Genomic DNA, 18,252 nt, shown 5'->3' with positions numbered 1-18,252 from the left:
AAACTAGCTGTTCGTTTTTGAAAGAGATGTAGCAGTATAAATGACCACCCCTTGGTTTGAAGATCAAAATGAATCCTATCAAGATGAGGCCTTTGACGCATTTTCTTCTAAAGTGCTTTATCGTTGTATCGACGCCGAATTAAAGTGGGACCAACAAGCTGATTTAACAGCCTGTTATGACACCCTTAATGAGCTTGAAAATACGGTAACAGCTCTTTGCGCTGAATTAAAAGAGCCACATGAGCGTCTCGATAAGTTACTTGATACCTTTTATCAGCAATGGCTGTTTAGCTCATCAAGCTTAAAAGTGCCTGAGTATACGTTAAATAGTTTTAGCTACACCATTACCATGCGCAGTGGCACACAAACCACGCTGGCAATTTTACTTTGTCATTTATTACAGCATGCTGAACTAGATGCCACAGTCACGCTTAGTCAGGGAGACGTGCACGTTCACGTTGGCATGAGTGATGAAGAAGGTTATTTAATTGAGCCAAGCACAGGTCAGCAGAGCTGGTATATAACACCAGAGAATGCCTGTGAAGAAAATGGCGATGAGCAAGAACCGCTTGAACTGATTTTTGAAGAAGAGTTGTATAAGCTGTATCTAGCTCAACAAAAATGGTCGTTTATCAGCGAAAGTAAATTTGGCCATGCGTTGCATTGTGTTGAAATGCTGATGGAATTACTTGGTGATGACCCGTATGAGCGTCGTGACCGCGGCTATTTACTTAATCAGCTAGATTGCCCAAAAATGGCACGTGATGATTTGCAGTACTTTGTTAATGAGTGCCCAGATGATCCTGCTATCGAAGTTATTCAGCATCAAATTGCTGAAATAGAAGACAACAATAATACACACCACTAATTTAAAGGAACATTTATGACTGACGCCCACAGTGCGCTAATTACCAATGACGCAGTCGTACTTGGTTTGCTTGCCGTTATTTTGGGGTTTATTTTTAAAACCTCGCACAGTAATAATGCTGCCTGCCAAAAATTTTATAAATATGTACCGGCATTATTGCTTTGCTACTTTTTACCATCATTACTCAATACCTTTGGTATTGTTGATGGCCATTCTTCAAATGTATATTTTGTGGCGTCGCGCTATTTACTACCAGCTTGCTTGATATTGCTTACTATTAGTATTGATTTAAAAGCGATCTTAAACCTCGGGCCAAAAGCATTAATCATGTTTTTAACAGGCACCATGGGTATTGTTATCGGTGGTCCACTGGCTATCTTAGTGATGAGTGCCGTTTATCCAGAAGCGGTGGGTGGTCATGGCCCTGATGCTGTTTGGCGTGGTATGACGACCATCGCCGGTAGCTGGATTGGTGGCGGTGCAAACCAAGCTTCAATGAAAGAAATGTTTGAAGTAGGCGGCGATATCTTCTCTGCAATGGTGACTGTTGACGTAATTGTGGCTAACTTATGGATGGCTGTACTGTTATTAATGGCAGCAAACCATAAGGCGATTGATGCTAAAACAGGCGCAGATACGCGTGCAATTGAAGATTTAAAAGAGCGCGTAGAAAAGTATCACGCTGAGCATGCGCGCATGCCTACCTTAAATGATTACATGACAATTATTGCAATTGCCTTTGGTATTACAGGCCTTGCGCATTTTTGTGCTGACTTTTTAGGTCCGTTTTTTGGGGCTAACTTCCCATGGGCACAAGAGTATAGTTTAAACAGTAAATTCTTTTGGTTAATCGTTATCTCTACCACGATTGGTATTAGTTTATCGTTTACTAAAGTTCGCCATATTGAAGCCTTTGGTGCGTCAAAAGTAGCATCAAGCTTTTTATATATTCTTGTTGCTTCAATTGGTTTACACATGAATATTACCGCGATTTTTGACTCGCCAATGTACTTTGTACTCGGTGCTATTTGGATGATTACCCATGCAAGCTTAATGTTAATCGTCGCGAAATTAATTAAAGCACCGCTGTTTTATATGGCAGTAGGCTCTCAAGCAAATGTAGGCGGCGCAGCATCAGCACCTGTTGTTGCATCAGCTTTCCACCCATCGCTTGCGCCAGTAGGTGTTTTACTTGCTGTTTTAGGCTATGGTGTAGGTACTTACATGGCTTATATTTGTGGATTAATGCTACAAGCTGTTGCACCTTAAGGAATAGAAATGAACAACCAGTTAATTAAAATTAACGAGATTGAATTAGCCAACGACAAACCATTTGTATTGTTTGGCGGCATGAATGTACTTGAATCACGTGATTTAGCGATGCGTATTGCGGAGCATTACGTAGAAGTAACATCAAAGCTAAACATTCCATACGTTTTTAAAGCGTCTTTTGATAAAGCTAATCGCTCTTCAATTAACTCATACCGTGGCCCGGGCATGGAAGAAGGTTTAAAAATCTTTGAAGAAATTAAATCTACTTTTAATGTGCCACTGATCACTGACGTACATGAGCCGCATCAAGCTGCCCCTGTAGCTGAAGTGGTTGATGTAATTCAATTACCGGCATTCCTAGCTCGTCAAACTGACCTAGTTGTTGCTATGGCAAAAACGGGCGCTATTATCAATGTGAAAAAACCACAGTTTTTAGCACCACACGAAATGCGTCATATCATTAAAAAGTTTAATGAAGCGGGCAACAACAATGTTGCACTGTGTGAGCGTGGTACTAGCTTTGGTTATAACAACCTTGTGGTTGATATGCTTGGTATGGATGATATGAAACCTATGGCTCCGGTTATCTTTGATGCAACGCACGCATTACAGCGTCCAGGTGGCCGAGCTGACTCTGCTGATGGTCGCCGTGCGCAAGCTGCAGAACTCGCTCGCAGTGGTATGGCATTAGGTATTGCGGGTTTATTCATTGAAGCGCATCCTAACCCGAATGAAGCGAAATGTGATGGCCCATGTGCACTTGCACTAAGCAAGCTAGAAGGTTATTTATCGCAAATGAAAGCGGTTGATGACTTAGTTAAAAGCTTTGCACCACTCGATACCAGCGCAAGCGATTTATAATTTAAGTATATAAGTATGAATAAGGCGACCATGGTCGCCTTTTTTTATTTGTATCGCTATAATCGACGCATAAGAAAAACTAATTCTAAGTTTGGTGTTTATGTCTCGTCGTTTACCTCCTTTAAATGCACTAAAAGCATTCGAAGCCGCTGCCCGCCATTTGAGCTTTACCAAAGCAGCAGAAGAGCTATATGTAACGCAGGCCGCGGTGAGCCACCAAATTAAAACCCTTGAAGAGCATTTAGGTTTAAAGCTGTTTTTACGTAAAAATCGTTCTTTGCTGTTAACCGAAGAAGGGCAAGGCTACTTTTTAGATATTAAAGAAATTTTTACCCAGCTGATCGATGCCACAGAAAAACTACTTGCCCGAGGTGCGAAAGGTTCATTAACGGTAAGTTTAACGCCAAGCTTTGCGATTCAATGGTTAGTACCCAGACTTAGTTTATTTAATGAATTACACCCAGAAATCGACGTGCGAATTAAGGCGCAAGATCAGGATGAAAATTCACTTTCTGACGATGTAGATATTGCTATTTATTATGGTCGTGGCCACTGGAGCGGGGTGCAGACATATAAACTGCACACTGAATACCTAGTGCCTTTATGTAGCCCATTGTTGTTAACGGGCCCTAAGCCGCTTAATCAACCTAGTGATTTAGCAAATCATACCTTATTGCATGATACCACCCGTAAAAATTGGAAAACCTGGATGAAAACGGCAGGTGTACGTAATGTACAAGTTAACCAAGGGCCGATTTTTAGTCACTCATCGATGGTATTGCAAGCCGCGGTGCATGGGCAGGGGGTTGCAATTGGTAATAGCGTTTTAGCAAAACCCGATATTGATGCGGGTCGACTCGTCATTCCATTTAGTCACTCATTAGAAAGTAAAAATGCTTATTATTTAGTGATCCGCGAATCGCAAACAGAGCTTGGCAAAATAGTCTCTTTCAAAGACTGGATGCTGAGCTTAGTTGAACAAGAACAAGAGTATTAACATGTTACAGTGGTTTAAAAGTGCAACGGGCAAGGCGCGTGCACAGTTTATATTTGCCCATGGTGCAGGGGCAGGCAGTGATTCTGAGTTTATGCAAACAATGGCTAACTTGATTAGTCAGCATGGGATTGATGTAGCCTTGTTTGATTTTCAGTATATGCAAATTGCAAAAGAAACAGGCAAGCGTAGGCCACCCGAACGTGCTCCTAAGTTACTTGCCTACTTTAGTGAAGTTTTAGCCGAGCGCCAGCCAGAATTACCGCTATTTATTGGGGGGAAATCTATGGGGGGCCGTATGGCTTCTATGCTCTGTACTGAGCAGGACCAAGCTCAAATTGCTGGCGTGGTTGCTTTTGGCTATCCGTTTCACCCACCGGGTAAACCCGAAAAACTTCGCATAGACCATTTTGTTGATATGCCATGCCCTTTTTTAGTCCTGCAAGGTGAGCGTGATACGTTTGGGAATCAGCAAGAACTGGCTGAGCTTGAAATGGTTAATCCGCCAGAGATTAAATTTCTCAAAGATGGTGACCACTCATTAAAACCTCGTAAAAAAAGTGGCATTACAGAACAAGAAAACTTACAGCAAGCTGCAGATTATGCAGCGCAGTTTATTATGAATTTAGCGGCTGGAGATGCGCAATGATCAAACTATATTTAATGATTGGTAGCTTATTTTGCATGCTTTCGGTAATGCTTGGCGCATTTGCTGCTCATGGTTTAAAAAGCCGGGTTTCTGAGTATGCGATTGAAATTTTTAAAACCGCTGCTGAATACCAAATGGTGCATGGCCTTGCATTGATAGCAATTGCTATCTTAATTAAGTGGGGCATGAACTTAAGCTGGGCTGGTGGATTTTTTATCGCAGGTACCGTTTTATTTAGCGGTAGTTTGTATTTACTCGCACTAACGGGCATGAAGTGGCTTGGGCCTATCACCCCAATTGGCGGTGTTTGTTTTATTATTGGTTGGGCTATTTTGTTAGTTCAAGCAGCACGATATAAGTTTTAAGGGTTATCTATGTCGAGTGTAGTTATTTATTGTCGCAGTGGTTTTGAAAATGATGCCGCTGCTGAAATTACTTTTCAGGCTGCTGAACAAGGCTTTGCAGGTTACGTAAAAACAAAACCAAATACGGGCATTGTTGTTTACGAATGTTTTGATGCAAGCCACGGTGAAGAAATCATCAAAAAAGTAGATTTCAAAAATATGGTATTTGCTCGCCAATGGTTTACTGGCACCTTAGTCGATAACATGCCACTTGAAGACCGCGTTACTGCTATTGTTGAAGCTGCCGCTGAGTTTCCTGAATGTGGTGACCTACGTGTAGAAACGCCAGACACCAATGAAGGTAAAGAGCTTAGTAAGTTCTGCAAGAAGATTTCGACGCCACTGAAAAAGTCACTTGAAAAGCGCTCGAAGGTAACACGCGAGCTTGCCGAGAAAAAACCAGTTATGCATGTGTTATTTTTAGCAAACGACAGTGCTTATGTTGGCTACTCATACACATTTAATAATTCGCCTTTCTTTATGGGCATTCCGCGTTTACGTATGCCTAATGATGCGCCGAGCCGCTCAACATTGAAACTTGATGAAGCCTTTAACGTATTTATTCCACCCCATGAAGCTGAAGAGCGTATGCAACCTGGCATGCGAGGGGTTGATTTAGGCGCTTGCCCAGGTGGTTGGACTTATCAGCTGGTGCGCCGTGGCATGTTTGTAAGCGCAATCGATAATGGCCCTATGAATGATGACTTGATGGAAACTGGTCAGGTAAAGCACTTTAGAGTAGATGGTTTTAAATACCGCCCTGAAAAGCGCAATATTCAATGGTTAGTGTGTGACATGGTAGAAAAGCCGGCTAAAGTGACAAACCTTATGATAGATTGGGCGGTGAACGCTTACGCAAAAGAGCTTATTTTTAATCTTAAACTACCGATGAAAAAACGTTTTGATAGCGTTTACGAGTGTTTAAAAATGATTAAAGAAGAGCTTGAAAAGTATGGTGTAAGTTACGAACTACAAGCCAAACATTTATATCATGACCGTGAAGAAGTCACGGTACATTTAAATGTAACTAAGGTGCCACAAAGCCTTTACAGTTAATATTAATTTGAAATTTAAAAGGCCAATAGCTCACACTATTGGCCTTTTTATTAGGTATCAGAAAACCTAAATTTTAACGGTATTTACTACGATAATTATCGACCCACAAACGGGTGCCACCGCACACTGCAACAGGCATGACAATTAAGTTTACGAATGGAATGGCAGTTAAAATCATTACCGCTAATCCAAAACCATAAGAAAGCGTTTGCTTTTGCTTCAAGTCATTTTTCATTTCGTTAAAGCTAATTTTATGGTTATCGAACGCATAGTCTTCGTATTGCACTGCATACATCCAACAGGTGAATAACACCCATAAAACTTGCCCGATCACAGGTAAAATCCACAGTAAAATAAAAAATCCTATGGCACGTGGCAGGTAATAGCATAGTTTTGTCCACTCACGGCCGAGCATGCGTGGCACATCTTTCATTGTATCGAAAAGGCTGTCGTCATTAATTTTTTGCCCAGTTAAGTAAAGCTCGACTTTTTCACTGAGTAGGCCGTTGAATGGGGCTGCTATAAAATTAGTGATAACCGTGAAGAGCATGCTGTAACTAAATAAAATCACCAGCACGGCAATCGGCCACATTAGCCATTCAAGCCAGCTAAGCCATTCGGGTAATAACGAGTTCATGTAAGCAAAGCCATCAGTGAGCCAGCCATATAAAAAGAACAGCGAACTACCAAATAGCAGGATATTGATTAATAAAGGAATAAGTACAAAACGTTTCAACCCCTTTTGGCTAATTAATTTAAAGCCAGAAAAGAAGTATTCCATACCTTGAGTGAACTGCACGAGAAAACCTCATCTTTTTTCTTGTTGTTTGCAGTATATGGATTTAACGATATTTGAACAGCTTTTTTCCGTAACAAAGTGTTTAACTCTTTACATGGACAGTCACTTTAAGCCTAGGCCTCAGCTGTATTCAAAAGGAATAAATTTAAATGGACAGGCACTATATATAAGTGCTCTTGCAGTACAAAAGTTTTTGTCTACACTTTAGTTACAGCTAATGCATTTCAAATTATCAGTTCAAGGAGTGGACGATGGCTTTAGCAAGGAAGCGGCAAATATGTTTGTCGAACACTAAGTATTATCACTGCGTATCTCGTTGTGTTAGGCGTGCCTACCTTTGCGGGGAAGACGCACTCACAGGTAAATCATATGAACACCGCCGAGGGTGGGTTGAGGAGCGACTGCTTTTTCTTGCAAAGGTATTTTGTATTGATGTATGTGCTTATGCGGTGATGAGCAATCATACGCATCTTGTTCTTTATGTTGATGATAAAAAAGCAAATAGGTTATCGGATAAAGCCATTCTTTTACGCTGGTTTAAGCTCAGTAAAATGACGCCTTTAGGTCAAAAGTTCCTTCATGGTGAGCCGCTAAGTGACGGCCAACAAGTCTTCTTAAATAAAGAGGTTGCTGAATACAGAGCGCGCCTTTCGAGCATTAGTTGGTTCATGCGAATGCTAAATGAATATATAGCCAGGCGTGCGAATAAAGAAGACGAGTGTACAGGTCACTTTTGGGAAGGGCGATTTAAGAGCCAAGCATTGCTTGATGAATCAGCGCTTTTAGCATGTATGGCCTATGTTGACTTAAACCCTGTTCGTGCTAAAGCTGCGAGCACGCCGGAGCAATCGGACTATACCAGTTTTAAAAAGCGATGCCAGAGCACGAAGGAGTCAAAGCAACCTAAGGTACTAGCTCGTTTTATTGGTGGTATGAGTAAGTATAAATCAAAGGGAATACCTTTTGAGTTAAAGTCATACCTGCTACTGGTAGAGCAAACTGGGCGTTGTATTTGTACTAATAAGCCCGGATTTATAGAACATCATTTACCTCCTATTCTTGAAAGGCTGAATTTCGAACCGGAAAAATGGTTAACAGTAACAACCCAATTTGAAAACTTATTTCATGGGGCTGTAGGTCGAATGGGGGCTATTGAACGTTATTGCAGTAAAACTGCTCGTAAGCGACGAAGTAACCTAACAAGCTGTAAGTTATTACTTGCTAGTTAATTTCTAAGTAATTTTAGTTTAGAGCTTTCAATCCCTTGTTTTCGGAATGCTTTGAGATAATTAAATTGACCGAATTAAGCTTTAAAAGTCTGGGCTAAGTTTAATACTTCATAAAAAATACATTTTCTAAGATTAAATTCAGCAGAAATTTAGTAATTCTTCTTTCAATTTTAATATTTTCCAATTTATAAGATGCAGTCTTGCAAGATCAGTATTTTTAAAATTAAAAGTGACTGTCTTGTTAAAAGTTGTCAGTAGAAAGCATTAATCCTAAATAGGGTGGTGTAGGTTGAACTTTAATTTTTATCAACTGGGCGTTTTTTCAGTTACATACTGTTGAACTAAGCGATAGTATGGCGGTCTGAATAGTACCTATAAAAATGAATATTGAAAACAACAGTAGAGGATCAGACTAATATCCGATATTATTGTTAACACCATTAACAAAACCGACATATGAAAATGGGAGTTTTATGCAGTTAGTCGATTTAAATCCACATGATCCTGAAGTAGTAAACGTGTTTTCTGATATAGACCGACTCATAAACTCATTATACCCTGTTGCTACCGCCCAATCTTTAAGTGTTGAAGAGTTAGCTGAGCCTAATGTATATGCTATAGGCTTAAAAAATGAAGATGGTATCGTTGCATGTGGCGCAATCGTGATGCAAGAAGGCAACCCTCCATACGGTGAAATCCGCCGTCTATATGTAAAACCAAGTTACCGTGGTAAAGGTTTGTCACGTCGAATTATGCAAATATTATTACATCACGCTGGTGAGCAGCAAATTCCACTAATTCGATTAGAAACAGGTCCTAAGCAAACAGAATCTATTAGCCTATACGAAAACTTAGGTTTCAATCGTTGTGGTCCGTTTGGTAACTACAGTGAAAATCCACAAAGTTTATTTATGGAGTTAGGGCTTAACCAGTAATTTAAGTGTTAGCCATGTTTTAGTGAGGTCACCTTAATTTATAAATACTCCTTAAAAATCATGTGCTTTACTATGGTTTCACTGGTGGCTGCTTGCGGTGAGAAACCGAAGCTATCTAATTTTACTCAAAATAAGTTACCAGACCTTACTATTGGTGCCCACAGGTTCTACTTAAACTCATGTCATTCCCTCACTGGTGTCTTCAATCATGATGGCACCATAAAAACAAAAGTAATTCTCACATTTCCCACTAGTCCTCTAAGTGTTTGCACTGATAAACAATCACAACTGAATTTTGACGGTACTCATCTTACTGTAAAAATTTGCCGCACTGCTTTTGGCGCTGGTGGCTGTGGGGTTGAAAAGTATCGCACTAAAGACTTCGAGAATTGGCAAGAGTACATCGGTATCACGTGGCATGACAATGAGCAATATGAAGCGTGGAGGCAACTAGGGTCAAACTCTTCAAAAGCTGATGACATCACAAAAGTAGTGCCTGTCCATTGAAATGAAGATGGATTTCACAAACACATATTTTCTAACATATATTTTTACAGTGACTGTCCTTTATAATTGCTCATTTGCCATATTGAGTGCCTGTCCATCTAAAGGAATTTTAAAATCTAACAACCAAATTAAACCCTAATAAAACTGGGGGTTTATCGATTAGTTTTTCACATCAAAAATCACTCGTTACGAGTAAAAATTCTTGTTGGACTTGAATCACTATTTTTCTTTTAATGCGCGACAACAACCCTTGCCGAATTCGGCACTACTAAAATAAAAGAGAAAGATAGATGAAAGAGACAACATCACTAGAACAAGCTCGCACGAGTTACAATGTTCGTCATTGGAGCCAAGGTTTCTTTGGTATTAATGATCAAGGTGATGTGTATGTTGCGCCAAAGGCCCATGCCCCAGAGCAAACCATTGCACTAATCGATATCGCACAGCAGTTACAGGATAAAGGCTTAAGCTTGCCTGCGTTGGTTCGTTTTCCACAAATTTTACATCATCGTGTACATAGCTTATGTCAGGCATTTAACACGGCGATTGAAAATTATGGTTACCCGAAAGACTATTTGCTTGTTTACCCAATTAAAGTAAACCAACAGCGTGAAGTTGTTGAAGAAATTGTTGCAAGCCAAGCTGATATTGAAAAGAAACAATTGGGCCTAGAAGCGGGCAGTAAACCTGAGCTACTAACTGTATTAGCAATGGCAGAAAAAACTAGTGCTGTCATTGTGTGTAATGGCTACAAAGACCAAGAATACATTCGTTTAGCACTGATTGGTGAAAAGCTAGGTCACAAGGTTTACATTGTTCTTGAAAAACTGTCTGAGCTAGACATGGTGCTTAGCCAAGCTAAAGAGTTAAACGTAAAGCCACGCATTGGTATTCGTGTACGTTTAGCGTCGCAAGGTAAGGGCAAGTGGCAAGCAAGTGGTGGCGAAAAATCAAAATTTGGTTTGTCGGCATCGCAAGTACTCAGTGTGGTTAATCGCCTTAAAGCGTCTGAACAACTCGATCTGATCCAACTTGTACACTTTCACTTAGGCTCGCAAATGGCCAACATCCGCGATGTTCGCTTAGGTGTGAGTGAAGCTGCGCGTTTTTACTGTGAGTTACGCAAGTTAGGTGCACAAATTGATTGCTTAGATGTGGGTGGCGGTTTAGCGGTAGATTATGACGGTACTCGTAGCCAGTCACATAATTCAATGAACTACAGCCTAAGTGAATACGCTAATAACATCGTATACACCATTGGTGATACCTGTAAGTTATATGAGCAGCCAATGCCGCGCATTATTTCTGAATCAGGTCGTGCGTTAACAGCGCACCATGCTGTATTGATCTCGAATGTTATCGGCACCGAAAGCTATGTACCAGAAGACATTCAAGCGCCAGCCGCTGATGCACCACTTTTATTAAAAAACATGTGGACATCATGGCAACAGTTAAGTGATGACAATGACGACCGTGCATTAATCGAAATTTATCATGATAGCCAAGGCGATTTAGCCGAAGCACATAATCAATTTGCACTTGGTTTGTTAGATTTAACAGAGCGAGCATGGGCGGAGCAAGTTAACTTACGTGTATGTTATGAACTTAACAAACATATGGATAACAAAAACCGTTTTCATCGCCCGATTATTGATGAATTAAATGCGCGTTTAGCAGATAAGTTTTTTGTGAACTTTTCATTGTTCCAGTCATTACCGGATGCATGGGGTATTGACCAAGTGTTTCCTGTTCTACCATTAAGTGGTTTAACAGAAGCACCACAAAAACGCGCTGTGTTACTTGATATTACCTGCGATTCAGACGGTGCTATGGAGCATTATGTAGACGGTCAAGGTATTGAAAGTACATTGCCTGTGCCAGCATTTAGCGAAGAAAAACCTTACTTAATGGGCTTTTTCTTAGTGGGTGCTTATCAGGAGATTTTAGGTGATATGCACAACTTATTTGGCGACACACACAGTGCAATTATAAAAATGGATGAGCAAGGTCAGGCGCAAATCACTGAAGTTAACGAAGGTGATACCGTTGCAGACATGATGCGTTACGTACATTTAGATGTAGAAAGTTTCCAGCAATCTTACGCCCAGCTGGTGGCAGCTAAATTGTCAGAATCTGAGCAGCAAAGCGTTTTAGATGAGCTGCAAACTGGCTTAAATGGTTACACTTATTTAGAAGAGTTATAAGCAATGTCGACATTGTTTGACCACACAGATCATTCATTGTACTCAAACGGCATGACGTTTTTACGTCAGCCGATGGTGCAAAACATCACAGCAATCGATGCCGATGTAGTGGTGTTAGGTTTACCCTTTGATTTGGCGACCTCAGGTCGCCCAGGTGCACGTTTAGGCCCTGATGCAATTCGTCGTGCCTCAGTGCACCTGGCATGGGAAGAAACCAAGTACCCGTGGACGTTTCCGTTGTTTGAGCGTTTAAAATTAGCTGATGCGGGTGATTTTACTTACCCAGTAGGCGACCCAGAATATTTTACCGCGCAGTTAGAATTAGCGGCTGAGCAAATACTTCGTCAAGGTAAAACATTATTGGGTTTAGGTGGCGACCACTTTGTGACTTTGCCGCTACTGCGTGCCCATGCTAAGCAACACGGTAAAATGGCATTAGTGCATTTTGATGCCCACACAGATACTTACAGCAATGGTTCGCGCTATGATCACGGCACCATGTTTTATCATGCGCCGATGGAAGGGCTTATTGATGTTGATCACAGTATTCAAATTGGTATTCGTACTGACTTTGATCAGAGCAAGCATGAGTTTGCGGTGATTGATGCAATGGCAGCCAATGATTTGCCAGCGCAAGATATCGCAGAGCAAATCAAAGCACGTGTTGGTGACTTACCTGTGTATCTAACCTTTGATATTGATTGCCTTGATCCAGCATTTGCTCCAGGGACAGGCACTCCAGTGTGTGGTGGCTTAACCAGCGATAAAGTACTCAAAGTACTTCGTGCATTGAAAGGCATTAATATGGTCGGTATGGATGTGGTTGAAGTGTCGCCATCTTATGACCAAAGTGAATTAACGGCGATTGCCGCAGCGACCATTGCCAATGAGTTATTACACTTATGGGCTTTGAGGCATAAATACTAAATGAGAGAGACAAAGAGCGCCATTAGGCGCTCTTTTTTTGATATTAGATGAAGCAATTAAGCGCTTCTAACATCAACCTTTAATTTAAGCTTTTGCCCAGGTTGAATGTATTTTTGCCCAGCTAATGAGTTCCATTTAATAATATCTTCTACAGACACATTAAACTTAGCAGCAATGCGCGCTAACGAGTCACCACGACGAACTTTATAGGTAATGGTGCGCTCTTTGCTTTGTGTAGCAGCAAGTTGTGACTTTTCCTGTTTATACACAGTTAGCTTTTGACCAACACGCAGTACAGCGTCTTTTTTTAGCTTATTCCATGTTGCAAGTTCAGCTATGGTCACATCGTACTCACGGCTGATATCCCACAATGTATCGCCACTGGCCACTTTATGGCTAAGTTTTTTACGTGTTGTTTTATTCGCTGCCATACGCACTGATTTTGGTAAATGCTGGCTATTAATCTCCCCATCGCTCAGTGGCACAAGTAATTGCTGACCAACACGAATAGTATTCGATGAAAGCTTATTCAGGGTTTTAATCGCGTTTGTGCTTGTTGAAAACTTCTTCGCAATCACAGATAAACTGTCACCTCGTGCAACAACATATTGCTGCCAGCGTAGGCGGTCTTTTTGCTCTGTTTTAGCTAGCTTGTCAGTAAACGCTTCAACTTTATCAGATGGTAATAATAAAAAGTGTGGGCCGTTTGGATCTGTCGCCCAGCGATTGAAGCCAGGATTCAAACGATACAGCTCTGTTAAGCTAATACCTGCCATGTCAGCGGCAAGTGCTAAGTCAATTTGGCTCCCTACATTAACTGCTTCAACGACTTGAGCATTAATAATTGGTTGCCACTTAACACCAAATTCGTCACTGCGCTTTACTAGATCAGACAGCGCTAACAGCTTAGGTACGTAGGCAGTGGTCTCTCTTGGTAAATCAAGTGACCAAAAATCCGTTGGTAAATGCTTTTTACGGTTCTTTTTAATGGCACGCAGTAAACGACCTTCACCTGAGTTATAGGCTGCAATGGCATTTAGCCAATCGCCTTCTAAGGTTTTGTGTAAATATGATAAGTAATCTAGCGCTGCACGGGTCGATTGTACAATGTCACGGCGACCGTCATACCACCAGTTCTGTTTTAAATCGAAACGCTCACCAGTTTGTGGCATAAATTGCCAGATGCCAGAAGCACTGCGATGTGAATAACCAAATGGGTCAAACGCACTTTCTACAATAGGTAAAAGCGCAATTTCGATTGGCATTTGACGCTTTTCGACTTCTTCTACAATAAAGTATAGGTAAGGCTCAGCGCGCTTAGAGATACGATCTAAATAGGCCTGATGACGCGCATAATAGTTACGCTCAGCAACAACTGGGCGATTTTGTGGCACATCAATCGAAAGCTGATAACGAATACGCTCCCATACATCATCAAATACAGGAGGCGGTTCATCAATATCGGTTAATTGTTGATATTGAGCGTTAATCATCAATGCATCATTGATATCGCTCGGACTTGCGCCGTCTAATTGTTGCTCAACATTATTGCTTGCAACATCTGTACTTGCTGAATCAGAAGCTGTTAATTGACAGCCACTTAAAATCAGCGCAAGTGATAAAACTAAAGGAGACTTATACATATATACCCATACATCAGGTAAAAAAACTCGGCGAATATTACCTGCTCTGAGAACATATTGCCACTTTATGACCAGTTAATGTCAGCTTATTATTGCAAGATGCTGATCTAAATATACAAAATTGTAACTACCGGCATTTACGTTTTTTTAAAAGTTATCTTTCCAGGCTCTGAGACCTGCAAAGCGTTGCCAAGGTTCATTCAGATCCAAATTAATTTTTAGCTCATCAGGCAGTTCATCAGTGATTGTTGCTATATTGCTACGTAAAAATGGATTTATTTGTTTTTCCACGCCTAATTGAGTTGGTAAACTTATTTCGTCTTTGGCGCGCAGCGTATCAACGTTATCACTGTAGCTGAGTAAGTACTCATTGTTTGGTTCAACGGCTTTTGCGAAGGCTAAGTTGGCTTGCGTGTATTCATGGGTGCAGTAGATTTTACACTCATCTGGCAGGGCTCTTAGCTTACATAACGAGTGCCACATTTGTTCTGCGCTGCCTTCAAATAATCGTCCGCAGCCAGCACTGAATAAGGTGTCGCCAGTAAAACTTAATTCGTCGTTAATGTAACAAACATGGTCTAGGGTATGACCAGGTGTCGCAAGCACAGTAAAGGTGTAATCATACACAGTGACTTTATCCGCTTCTGATACGCCATGAGTAATACCTTTAAAAGGGCTATGTCTTGGCCCATAAACCGGAATATCACGAAATTCCTTAACCAGTGCAGCCACTCCATCAGTATGATCATAATGGTGGTGAGTAATCAAAATACCGCTAAGTGTTAAGTTATGCTCGCTTAGATAGTGTAAAACAGGCTCTGCTTGACCGGGGTCGACGACCCAGGCTGTTTGCTCAGCTTCATTGCTGATGCACCAAATGTAATTATCAGAAAAGGCTTTAATTGCTTTAACTTGCACCATGTTTAATTGCTCTATAAAGTGACAGTTAACACACAGTATAACGAGCTCAGAAAATGAAACCAGCCCTTAGTTTTCAAGAAGGTCCTAAGCCATACACTTGGCAGCAGTTCCCTCATGGTGACTATTTACGTGCTGAAATTGAACGTAAGCTAACACCATGGCTGCCACGCATGTTTGGTTATCACATGCTAAAACTTGGTAATTTAAGTGGCGAGCTGGCAACCAGTGAAAGCCCTATAAAGCATCAAGTTTGTGTCGCAGAGCAGGGGTTATTTACTGGTGTTATTGCTGATGTCGATGAGTTACCTTTTTATGAGCACAGTGTTGATGCCTGCATATTATCGCATTGCTTAGAATATCATTCTGATCCACACCACATCTTACGTGAAGCACATCGTACTTTAATTCCCGGTGGCTATCTGGTGATCACGGGCTTTAACCCGTTTAGCTTGTGTGGCTTGGCGCAGCTTTTACCTTTTAGTCGCCAAAAGTTACCTTGGACAGGGCGCTTTTTTACGCCATCACGAGTAAAAGACTGGTTGAATCTATTAGGCTTTGAGATTATTTCCGACGAGCGATTTATTCATTCATCGCTTGCAAGAGGCAACCGTTTGTCACGTTTTGCGGCGTGGCGCAGCTTTGGCCAGCAATATTTAAAGCCAATGGGCAGTGTGTATATGCTGGTGGCTCGAAAACGTGTGGCCCCGCTGACACCAATTAAACCTAAATGGCATGCAAGGCCGCAATTTTCGCCAGTGAAAGGAGCTGGGCTCAGGCAAACATCAAAGCAGCACTGTGAGCGGGATAGCTAAATAGTGTTGTTGTGTGTCTGTTTTGCTTGGGTACTGACCTGCACGAATATTTAATTGAATAGAAGGGTGCAACAGTTTTGGTACTGCTAATGTTGCATCGCGGCCTTCCCGAGTTTCAATAAAATGTTGCTTATCGCCTTTTAAATGAATGTTTTGCTCACGCTGCTCTTTCACTGTGGTTTTGTTCGCAAGAGGGCGGCCATCTGGTTGATAGTCATGACACATCCAAAGTAGCGTATCGTCAGGAAAAGCTAAAATTCGCTGTAGTGAATCGTATAACTCACCGGCACTGCCACCTGGGAAATCACAGCGAGCTGTGCCACTGTCTGGCATAAAGAAGGTGTCACCAACAAATACATTGCCATCAATGTGAAAACACACGCTGTCAGGGGTATGGCCCGGTGTGGCAATCACATCTACGGTGTAATCACCTAACTGAAATTGTGCTTTATCAGCAAATAAAATATCAAAAGGTTCACCATTACATGGCATATCAAGATTATAAAGTTGGCTAAAGTGTTGTTGCACTTGTGTGATCCCTTCACCCGTGCCGAGTTTACAAGGGTGTGTGTCTTGTAATTGCTGCTTTATGTAACTTGCTGCAGTGATATGGTCAGCATGGGCATGAGTTTCAAGGAGCCATTGTAGTGTCAGCTGCTCAGTCTTTATATAGTTGATGATCTCATTGGCGGTGGTAAAACTTAACTCACCACTTGGCATATCAAAATCAGCTGGCGCATCAATCAGCAAGCACTGTTTAGTGCTTTCGCAACTGACTAAGTAACAGAGAGTGGCGCTTTGTTGATGAAAAAAAGAGTGAATGCGCAGAGCCATAATGAATCCTTTATATTTCGTTATAGCCAAATCTTATAACATATAACAAAAATATAAAACGGCCTGCGCCAAGTTTATTTCAAGGGGCTTTTAATTACCGTCGTAACCTGTGTCTTCAAGTAATTGATCGCTGCCAGCTGCTTCGCGGGCTAGATCGTCAACAATCTCATTGTATTTATTGCCGCTATGGCCTTTTACCCAACGCCACTCTACCTCGTGTTGTTGGCAGGCAGCATCGAGTCGTTTCCATAAATCGACATTCTTAACAGGTTTTTTAGCAGCGGTTTTCCAGCCGCGCTTTTTCCAATTTTCAACCCATGACTCAATGCCTTGTTTCACGTATTGGCTATCGGTCGTCAGAATGACGTGACAAGAGCGGGTGAGGGTTTCTAGTGCAACGATAGCTGCGAGCATTTCCATCCGATTATTTGTTGTTAGGGTGTAGCCTTGACTTAACTGCTTTTCGTGGCCGTTGTATCGCATCACGATGCCATACCCTCCAGGCCCTGGATTTCCTAAACATGATCCATCGGTGTAAATCTCTACGGTTTTCTGCACTGTTTTACCTTGATATTGTGTACAATAAAGTGAATATAGAAAGATACCAGAGTCAGGCTTAAGACGATATGGCACATAGACAAATAGTTTTAGATACAGAAACCACGGGTATTGACCCAAAGCAAGGCCACCGCATTATTGAAATCGGTTGTGTTGAACTTGTAAATCGCCGTCTTACTGGCAACAATTTTCATGTGTATATCAATCCACAACGTGAAATAGAAGAAGAAGCAATAGACGTTCACGGTATCACCAATGAATTTTTGCGTGATAAACCCCTGTACCACCAAATTGCCCATGAGTTTTTAGAGTATATTCGTGGCGCTGAGCTTGTTATTCATAACGCAGCGTTCGATATCGGCCACATGGATAATGAGTTTGCATTGTTAAATCAAGGTTTTCCGAATACTGCCGATGTATGTACTGTACTTGATACTTTAAAAATGGCGCGTGACTTGCACCCAGGTCAAAAGAATAACCTTGATGCACTTTGCCGTCGTTACGATATTGATAACTCAAAGCGTACGTTACACGGCGCTTTACTGGATTCTGAGATCTTAGCCGATGTTTACCTGTCGATGACGGGTGGGCAAGTAAAGCTGAATCTTAATCAAAATAAAGATGAAGGCTCAACTCAACAAGCTGGTGGTATTCGCCGACTAAGTGCTGATAGAGCACCGCTTGTGGTATTAAGAGCAACAGAACAAGAGCACGCCGCTCACGAAGAGCGTTTAGACTTGGTTGCAAAGGGTGGCCAATGCCTGTGGCGTGCAGAATAA

The 18,252-nt window shown here is 41.5% G+C and carries 19 protein-coding genes; 14 read left to right on the top strand and 5 right to left on the bottom strand.

The window, feature by feature from the left end; genetic code table 11:
* Window positions 1–40: 40 nt before the first annotated feature.
* From HUS61_RS03810 to rlmM, 7 genes are all read left to right on the top strand, one after another.
* A complete protein-coding gene (locus HUS61_RS03810; RefSeq protein ID WP_054561811.1) occupies window positions 41–868 on the top strand; it encodes a tetratricopeptide repeat protein in 828 nt (275 codons plus the stop codon).
* A gap of 15 nt (window positions 869–883) precedes the next feature.
* Entirely contained in the window at window positions 884–2,137 is a 1,254-nt protein-coding gene (locus HUS61_RS03805; RefSeq protein WP_054561810.1) for a DUF819 domain-containing protein, read from the top strand.
* A 9-nt stretch (window positions 2,138–2,146) separates the two neighbouring features.
* A complete protein-coding gene (kdsA, locus tag HUS61_RS03800) occupies window positions 2,147–3,001 on the top strand; it encodes a 3-deoxy-8-phosphooctulonate synthase (RefSeq protein WP_054561809.1) in 855 nt (284 codons plus the stop codon).
* A 100-nt stretch (window positions 3,002–3,101) separates the two neighbouring features.
* On the top strand, window positions 3,102–3,998 hold the full coding sequence (locus HUS61_RS03795; protein WP_054561808.1) for a transcriptional regulator GcvA: 897 nt from the start codon (window positions 3,102–3,104) through the stop codon (window positions 3,996–3,998).
* Window position 3,999: 1 nt separating this feature from the next.
* The gene (locus tag HUS61_RS03790; protein WP_175082134.1) at window positions 4,000–4,644 is read left to right on the top strand and encodes an alpha/beta family hydrolase; all 645 of its coding nucleotides are present in this window, start codon (window positions 4,000–4,002) and stop codon (window positions 4,642–4,644) included.
* Window positions 4,641–5,009: a DUF423 domain-containing protein gene (locus HUS61_RS03785; protein ID WP_175082135.1), complete on the top strand. Its 369-nt coding sequence runs from the start codon at window positions 4,641–4,643 to the stop codon at window positions 5,007–5,009. The genes HUS61_RS03790 and HUS61_RS03785 overlap by 4 nt, the downstream gene beginning before the upstream one ends.
* Window positions 5,010–5,018: 9 nt before the next feature.
* Window positions 5,019–6,104, top strand: a complete 1,086-nt coding sequence (gene rlmM, locus HUS61_RS03780) for a 23S rRNA (cytidine(2498)-2'-O)-methyltransferase RlmM (protein ID WP_175082136.1) — start codon at window positions 5,019–5,021, stop codon at window positions 6,102–6,104.
* Window positions 6,105–6,177: 73 nt separating this feature from the next.
* On the opposite strand, the gene cysZ is transcribed toward rlmM, so the two are convergent.
* The gene (cysZ, locus tag HUS61_RS03775) at window positions 6,178–6,885 is read right to left on the bottom strand and encodes a sulfate transporter CysZ (protein ID WP_181447721.1); all 708 of its coding nucleotides are present in this window, start codon (window positions 6,883–6,885) and stop codon (window positions 6,178–6,180) included.
* Between the two features lie 269 nt (window positions 6,886–7,154).
* Between cysZ and HUS61_RS03770 the strand changes: the two genes are divergently transcribed.
* The 5 genes from HUS61_RS03770 (at window position 7,155) to speB (ending at window position 12,705) form a co-directional block, all read left to right on the top strand.
* Window positions 7,155–8,132, top strand: coding sequence for a transposase (locus tag HUS61_RS03770; RefSeq protein WP_175082137.1), 978 nt, complete (start codon window positions 7,155–7,157; stop codon window positions 8,130–8,132).
* A gap of 473 nt (window positions 8,133–8,605) precedes the next feature.
* The gene (locus HUS61_RS03765; protein ID WP_175082138.1) at window positions 8,606–9,067 is read left to right on the top strand and encodes a GNAT family N-acetyltransferase; all 462 of its coding nucleotides are present in this window, start codon (window positions 8,606–8,608) and stop codon (window positions 9,065–9,067) included.
* A 72-nt stretch (window positions 9,068–9,139) separates the two neighbouring features.
* Window positions 9,140–9,574: a hypothetical protein gene (locus tag HUS61_RS03760; protein WP_175082139.1), complete on the top strand. Its 435-nt coding sequence runs from the start codon at window positions 9,140–9,142 to the stop codon at window positions 9,572–9,574.
* A gap of 290 nt (window positions 9,575–9,864) precedes the next feature.
* Window positions 9,865–11,778, top strand: coding sequence for a biosynthetic arginine decarboxylase (gene speA, locus HUS61_RS03755; protein WP_175082140.1), 1,914 nt, complete (start codon window positions 9,865–9,867; stop codon window positions 11,776–11,778).
* Window positions 11,779–11,781: 3 nt separating this feature from the next.
* Window positions 11,782–12,705 carry an agmatinase gene (speB, locus tag HUS61_RS03750; protein WP_175082141.1) on the top strand — a complete coding sequence of 308 codons (924 nt, stop codon included), beginning with the start codon at window positions 11,782–11,784 and terminating at the stop codon, window positions 12,703–12,705.
* 56 nt (window positions 12,706–12,761) lie between these two features.
* Here the strand turns inward: speB and HUS61_RS03745 are convergent, their stop codons facing one another.
* Both HUS61_RS03745 and gloB read right to left on the bottom strand, forming a co-directional pair.
* Window positions 12,762–14,348, bottom strand: a complete 1,587-nt coding sequence (locus HUS61_RS03745; protein ID WP_175082142.1) for a LysM peptidoglycan-binding domain-containing protein — start codon at window positions 14,346–14,348, stop codon at window positions 12,762–12,764.
* A gap of 147 nt (window positions 14,349–14,495) precedes the next feature.
* Window positions 14,496–15,269 (bottom strand): hydroxyacylglutathione hydrolase, encoded by a 774-nt coding sequence (gloB, locus tag HUS61_RS03740; protein ID WP_175082143.1) that lies wholly within the window; start codon window positions 15,267–15,269, stop codon window positions 14,496–14,498.
* 53 nt (window positions 15,270–15,322) lie between these two features.
* Between gloB and HUS61_RS03735 the strand changes: the two genes are divergently transcribed.
* On the top strand, window positions 15,323–16,081 hold the full coding sequence (locus HUS61_RS03735; RefSeq protein WP_054551627.1) for a class I SAM-dependent methyltransferase: 759 nt from the start codon (window positions 15,323–15,325) through the stop codon (window positions 16,079–16,081).
* Here the strand turns inward: HUS61_RS03735 and HUS61_RS03730 are convergent.
* Window positions 16,052–16,915 (bottom strand): MBL fold metallo-hydrolase, encoded by an 864-nt coding sequence (locus tag HUS61_RS03730; RefSeq protein WP_175082144.1) that lies wholly within the window; start codon window positions 16,913–16,915, stop codon window positions 16,052–16,054. The two genes, HUS61_RS03735 and HUS61_RS03730, sit on opposite strands and share 30 nt — an antisense overlap.
* 90 nt (window positions 16,916–17,005) lie before the next feature.
* Entirely contained in the window at window positions 17,006–17,473 is a 468-nt protein-coding gene (gene rnhA / locus HUS61_RS03725) for a ribonuclease HI (protein WP_054561796.1), read from the bottom strand.
* A gap of 68 nt (window positions 17,474–17,541) precedes the next feature.
* On the opposite strand from rnhA, the gene dnaQ reads away from it, so the two are divergent.
* The gene (dnaQ, locus tag HUS61_RS03720; RefSeq protein WP_054561795.1) at window positions 17,542–18,252 is read left to right on the top strand and encodes a DNA polymerase III subunit epsilon; all 711 of its coding nucleotides are present in this window, start codon (window positions 17,542–17,544) and stop codon (window positions 18,250–18,252) included.

This window comes from Pseudoalteromonas sp. 0802 (assembly GCF_013350085.1).
Taxonomy (GTDB): Bacteria; Pseudomonadota; Gammaproteobacteria; order Enterobacterales; family Alteromonadaceae; genus Pseudoalteromonas.
Note: the sequence above shows the minus strand (reverse complement) of the source record. Positions and strands in the feature narration are given on the sequence as shown.

Excerpts from the sequence above, each read along its gene's own strand:
- HUS61_RS03810 (WP_054561811.1), top strand. The coding sequence starts at position 41 with ATGACCACCCCTTGGTTTGAAGATCAAAATGAATCCTATCAAGATGAG.
- HUS61_RS03805 (WP_054561810.1), top strand. The coding sequence starts at position 884 with ATGACTGACGCCCACAGTGCGCTAATTACCAATGACGCAGTCGTACTT.
- kdsA (WP_054561809.1), top strand. The coding sequence starts at position 2,147 with ATGAACAACCAGTTAATTAAAATTAACGAGATTGAATTAGCCAACGAC.
- HUS61_RS03795 (WP_054561808.1), top strand. The coding sequence starts at position 3,102 with ATGTCTCGTCGTTTACCTCCTTTAAATGCACTAAAAGCATTCGAAGCC.
- HUS61_RS03790 (WP_175082134.1), top strand. The coding sequence starts at position 4,000 with ATGTTACAGTGGTTTAAAAGTGCAACGGGCAAGGCGCGTGCACAGTTT.
- HUS61_RS03785 (WP_175082135.1), top strand. The coding sequence starts at position 4,641 with ATGATCAAACTATATTTAATGATTGGTAGCTTATTTTGCATGCTTTCG.
- rlmM (WP_175082136.1), top strand. The coding sequence starts at position 5,019 with ATGTCGAGTGTAGTTATTTATTGTCGCAGTGGTTTTGAAAATGATGCC.
- cysZ (WP_181447721.1), bottom strand. The coding sequence starts at position 6,885 with ATGGAATACTTCTTTTCTGGCTTTAAATTAATTAGCCAAAAGGGGTTG.
- HUS61_RS03770 (WP_175082137.1), top strand. The coding sequence starts at position 7,155 with ATGGCTTTAGCAAGGAAGCGGCAAATATGTTTGTCGAACACTAAGTAT.
- HUS61_RS03765 (WP_175082138.1), top strand. The coding sequence starts at position 8,606 with ATGCAGTTAGTCGATTTAAATCCACATGATCCTGAAGTAGTAAACGTG.
- HUS61_RS03760 (WP_175082139.1), top strand. The coding sequence starts at position 9,140 with ATGGTTTCACTGGTGGCTGCTTGCGGTGAGAAACCGAAGCTATCTAAT.
- speA (WP_175082140.1), top strand. The coding sequence starts at position 9,865 with ATGAAAGAGACAACATCACTAGAACAAGCTCGCACGAGTTACAATGTT.
- speB (WP_175082141.1), top strand. The coding sequence starts at position 11,782 with ATGTCGACATTGTTTGACCACACAGATCATTCATTGTACTCAAACGGC.
- HUS61_RS03745 (WP_175082142.1), bottom strand. The coding sequence starts at position 14,348 with ATGTATAAGTCTCCTTTAGTTTTATCACTTGCGCTGATTTTAAGTGGC.
- gloB (WP_175082143.1), bottom strand. The coding sequence starts at position 15,269 with ATGGTGCAAGTTAAAGCAATTAAAGCCTTTTCTGATAATTACATTTGG.
- HUS61_RS03735 (WP_054551627.1), top strand. The coding sequence starts at position 15,323 with ATGAAACCAGCCCTTAGTTTTCAAGAAGGTCCTAAGCCATACACTTGG.
- HUS61_RS03730 (WP_175082144.1), bottom strand. The coding sequence starts at position 16,915 with ATGGCTCTGCGCATTCACTCTTTTTTTCATCAACAAAGCGCCACTCTC.
- dnaQ (WP_054561795.1), top strand. The coding sequence starts at position 17,542 with ATGGCACATAGACAAATAGTTTTAGATACAGAAACCACGGGTATTGAC.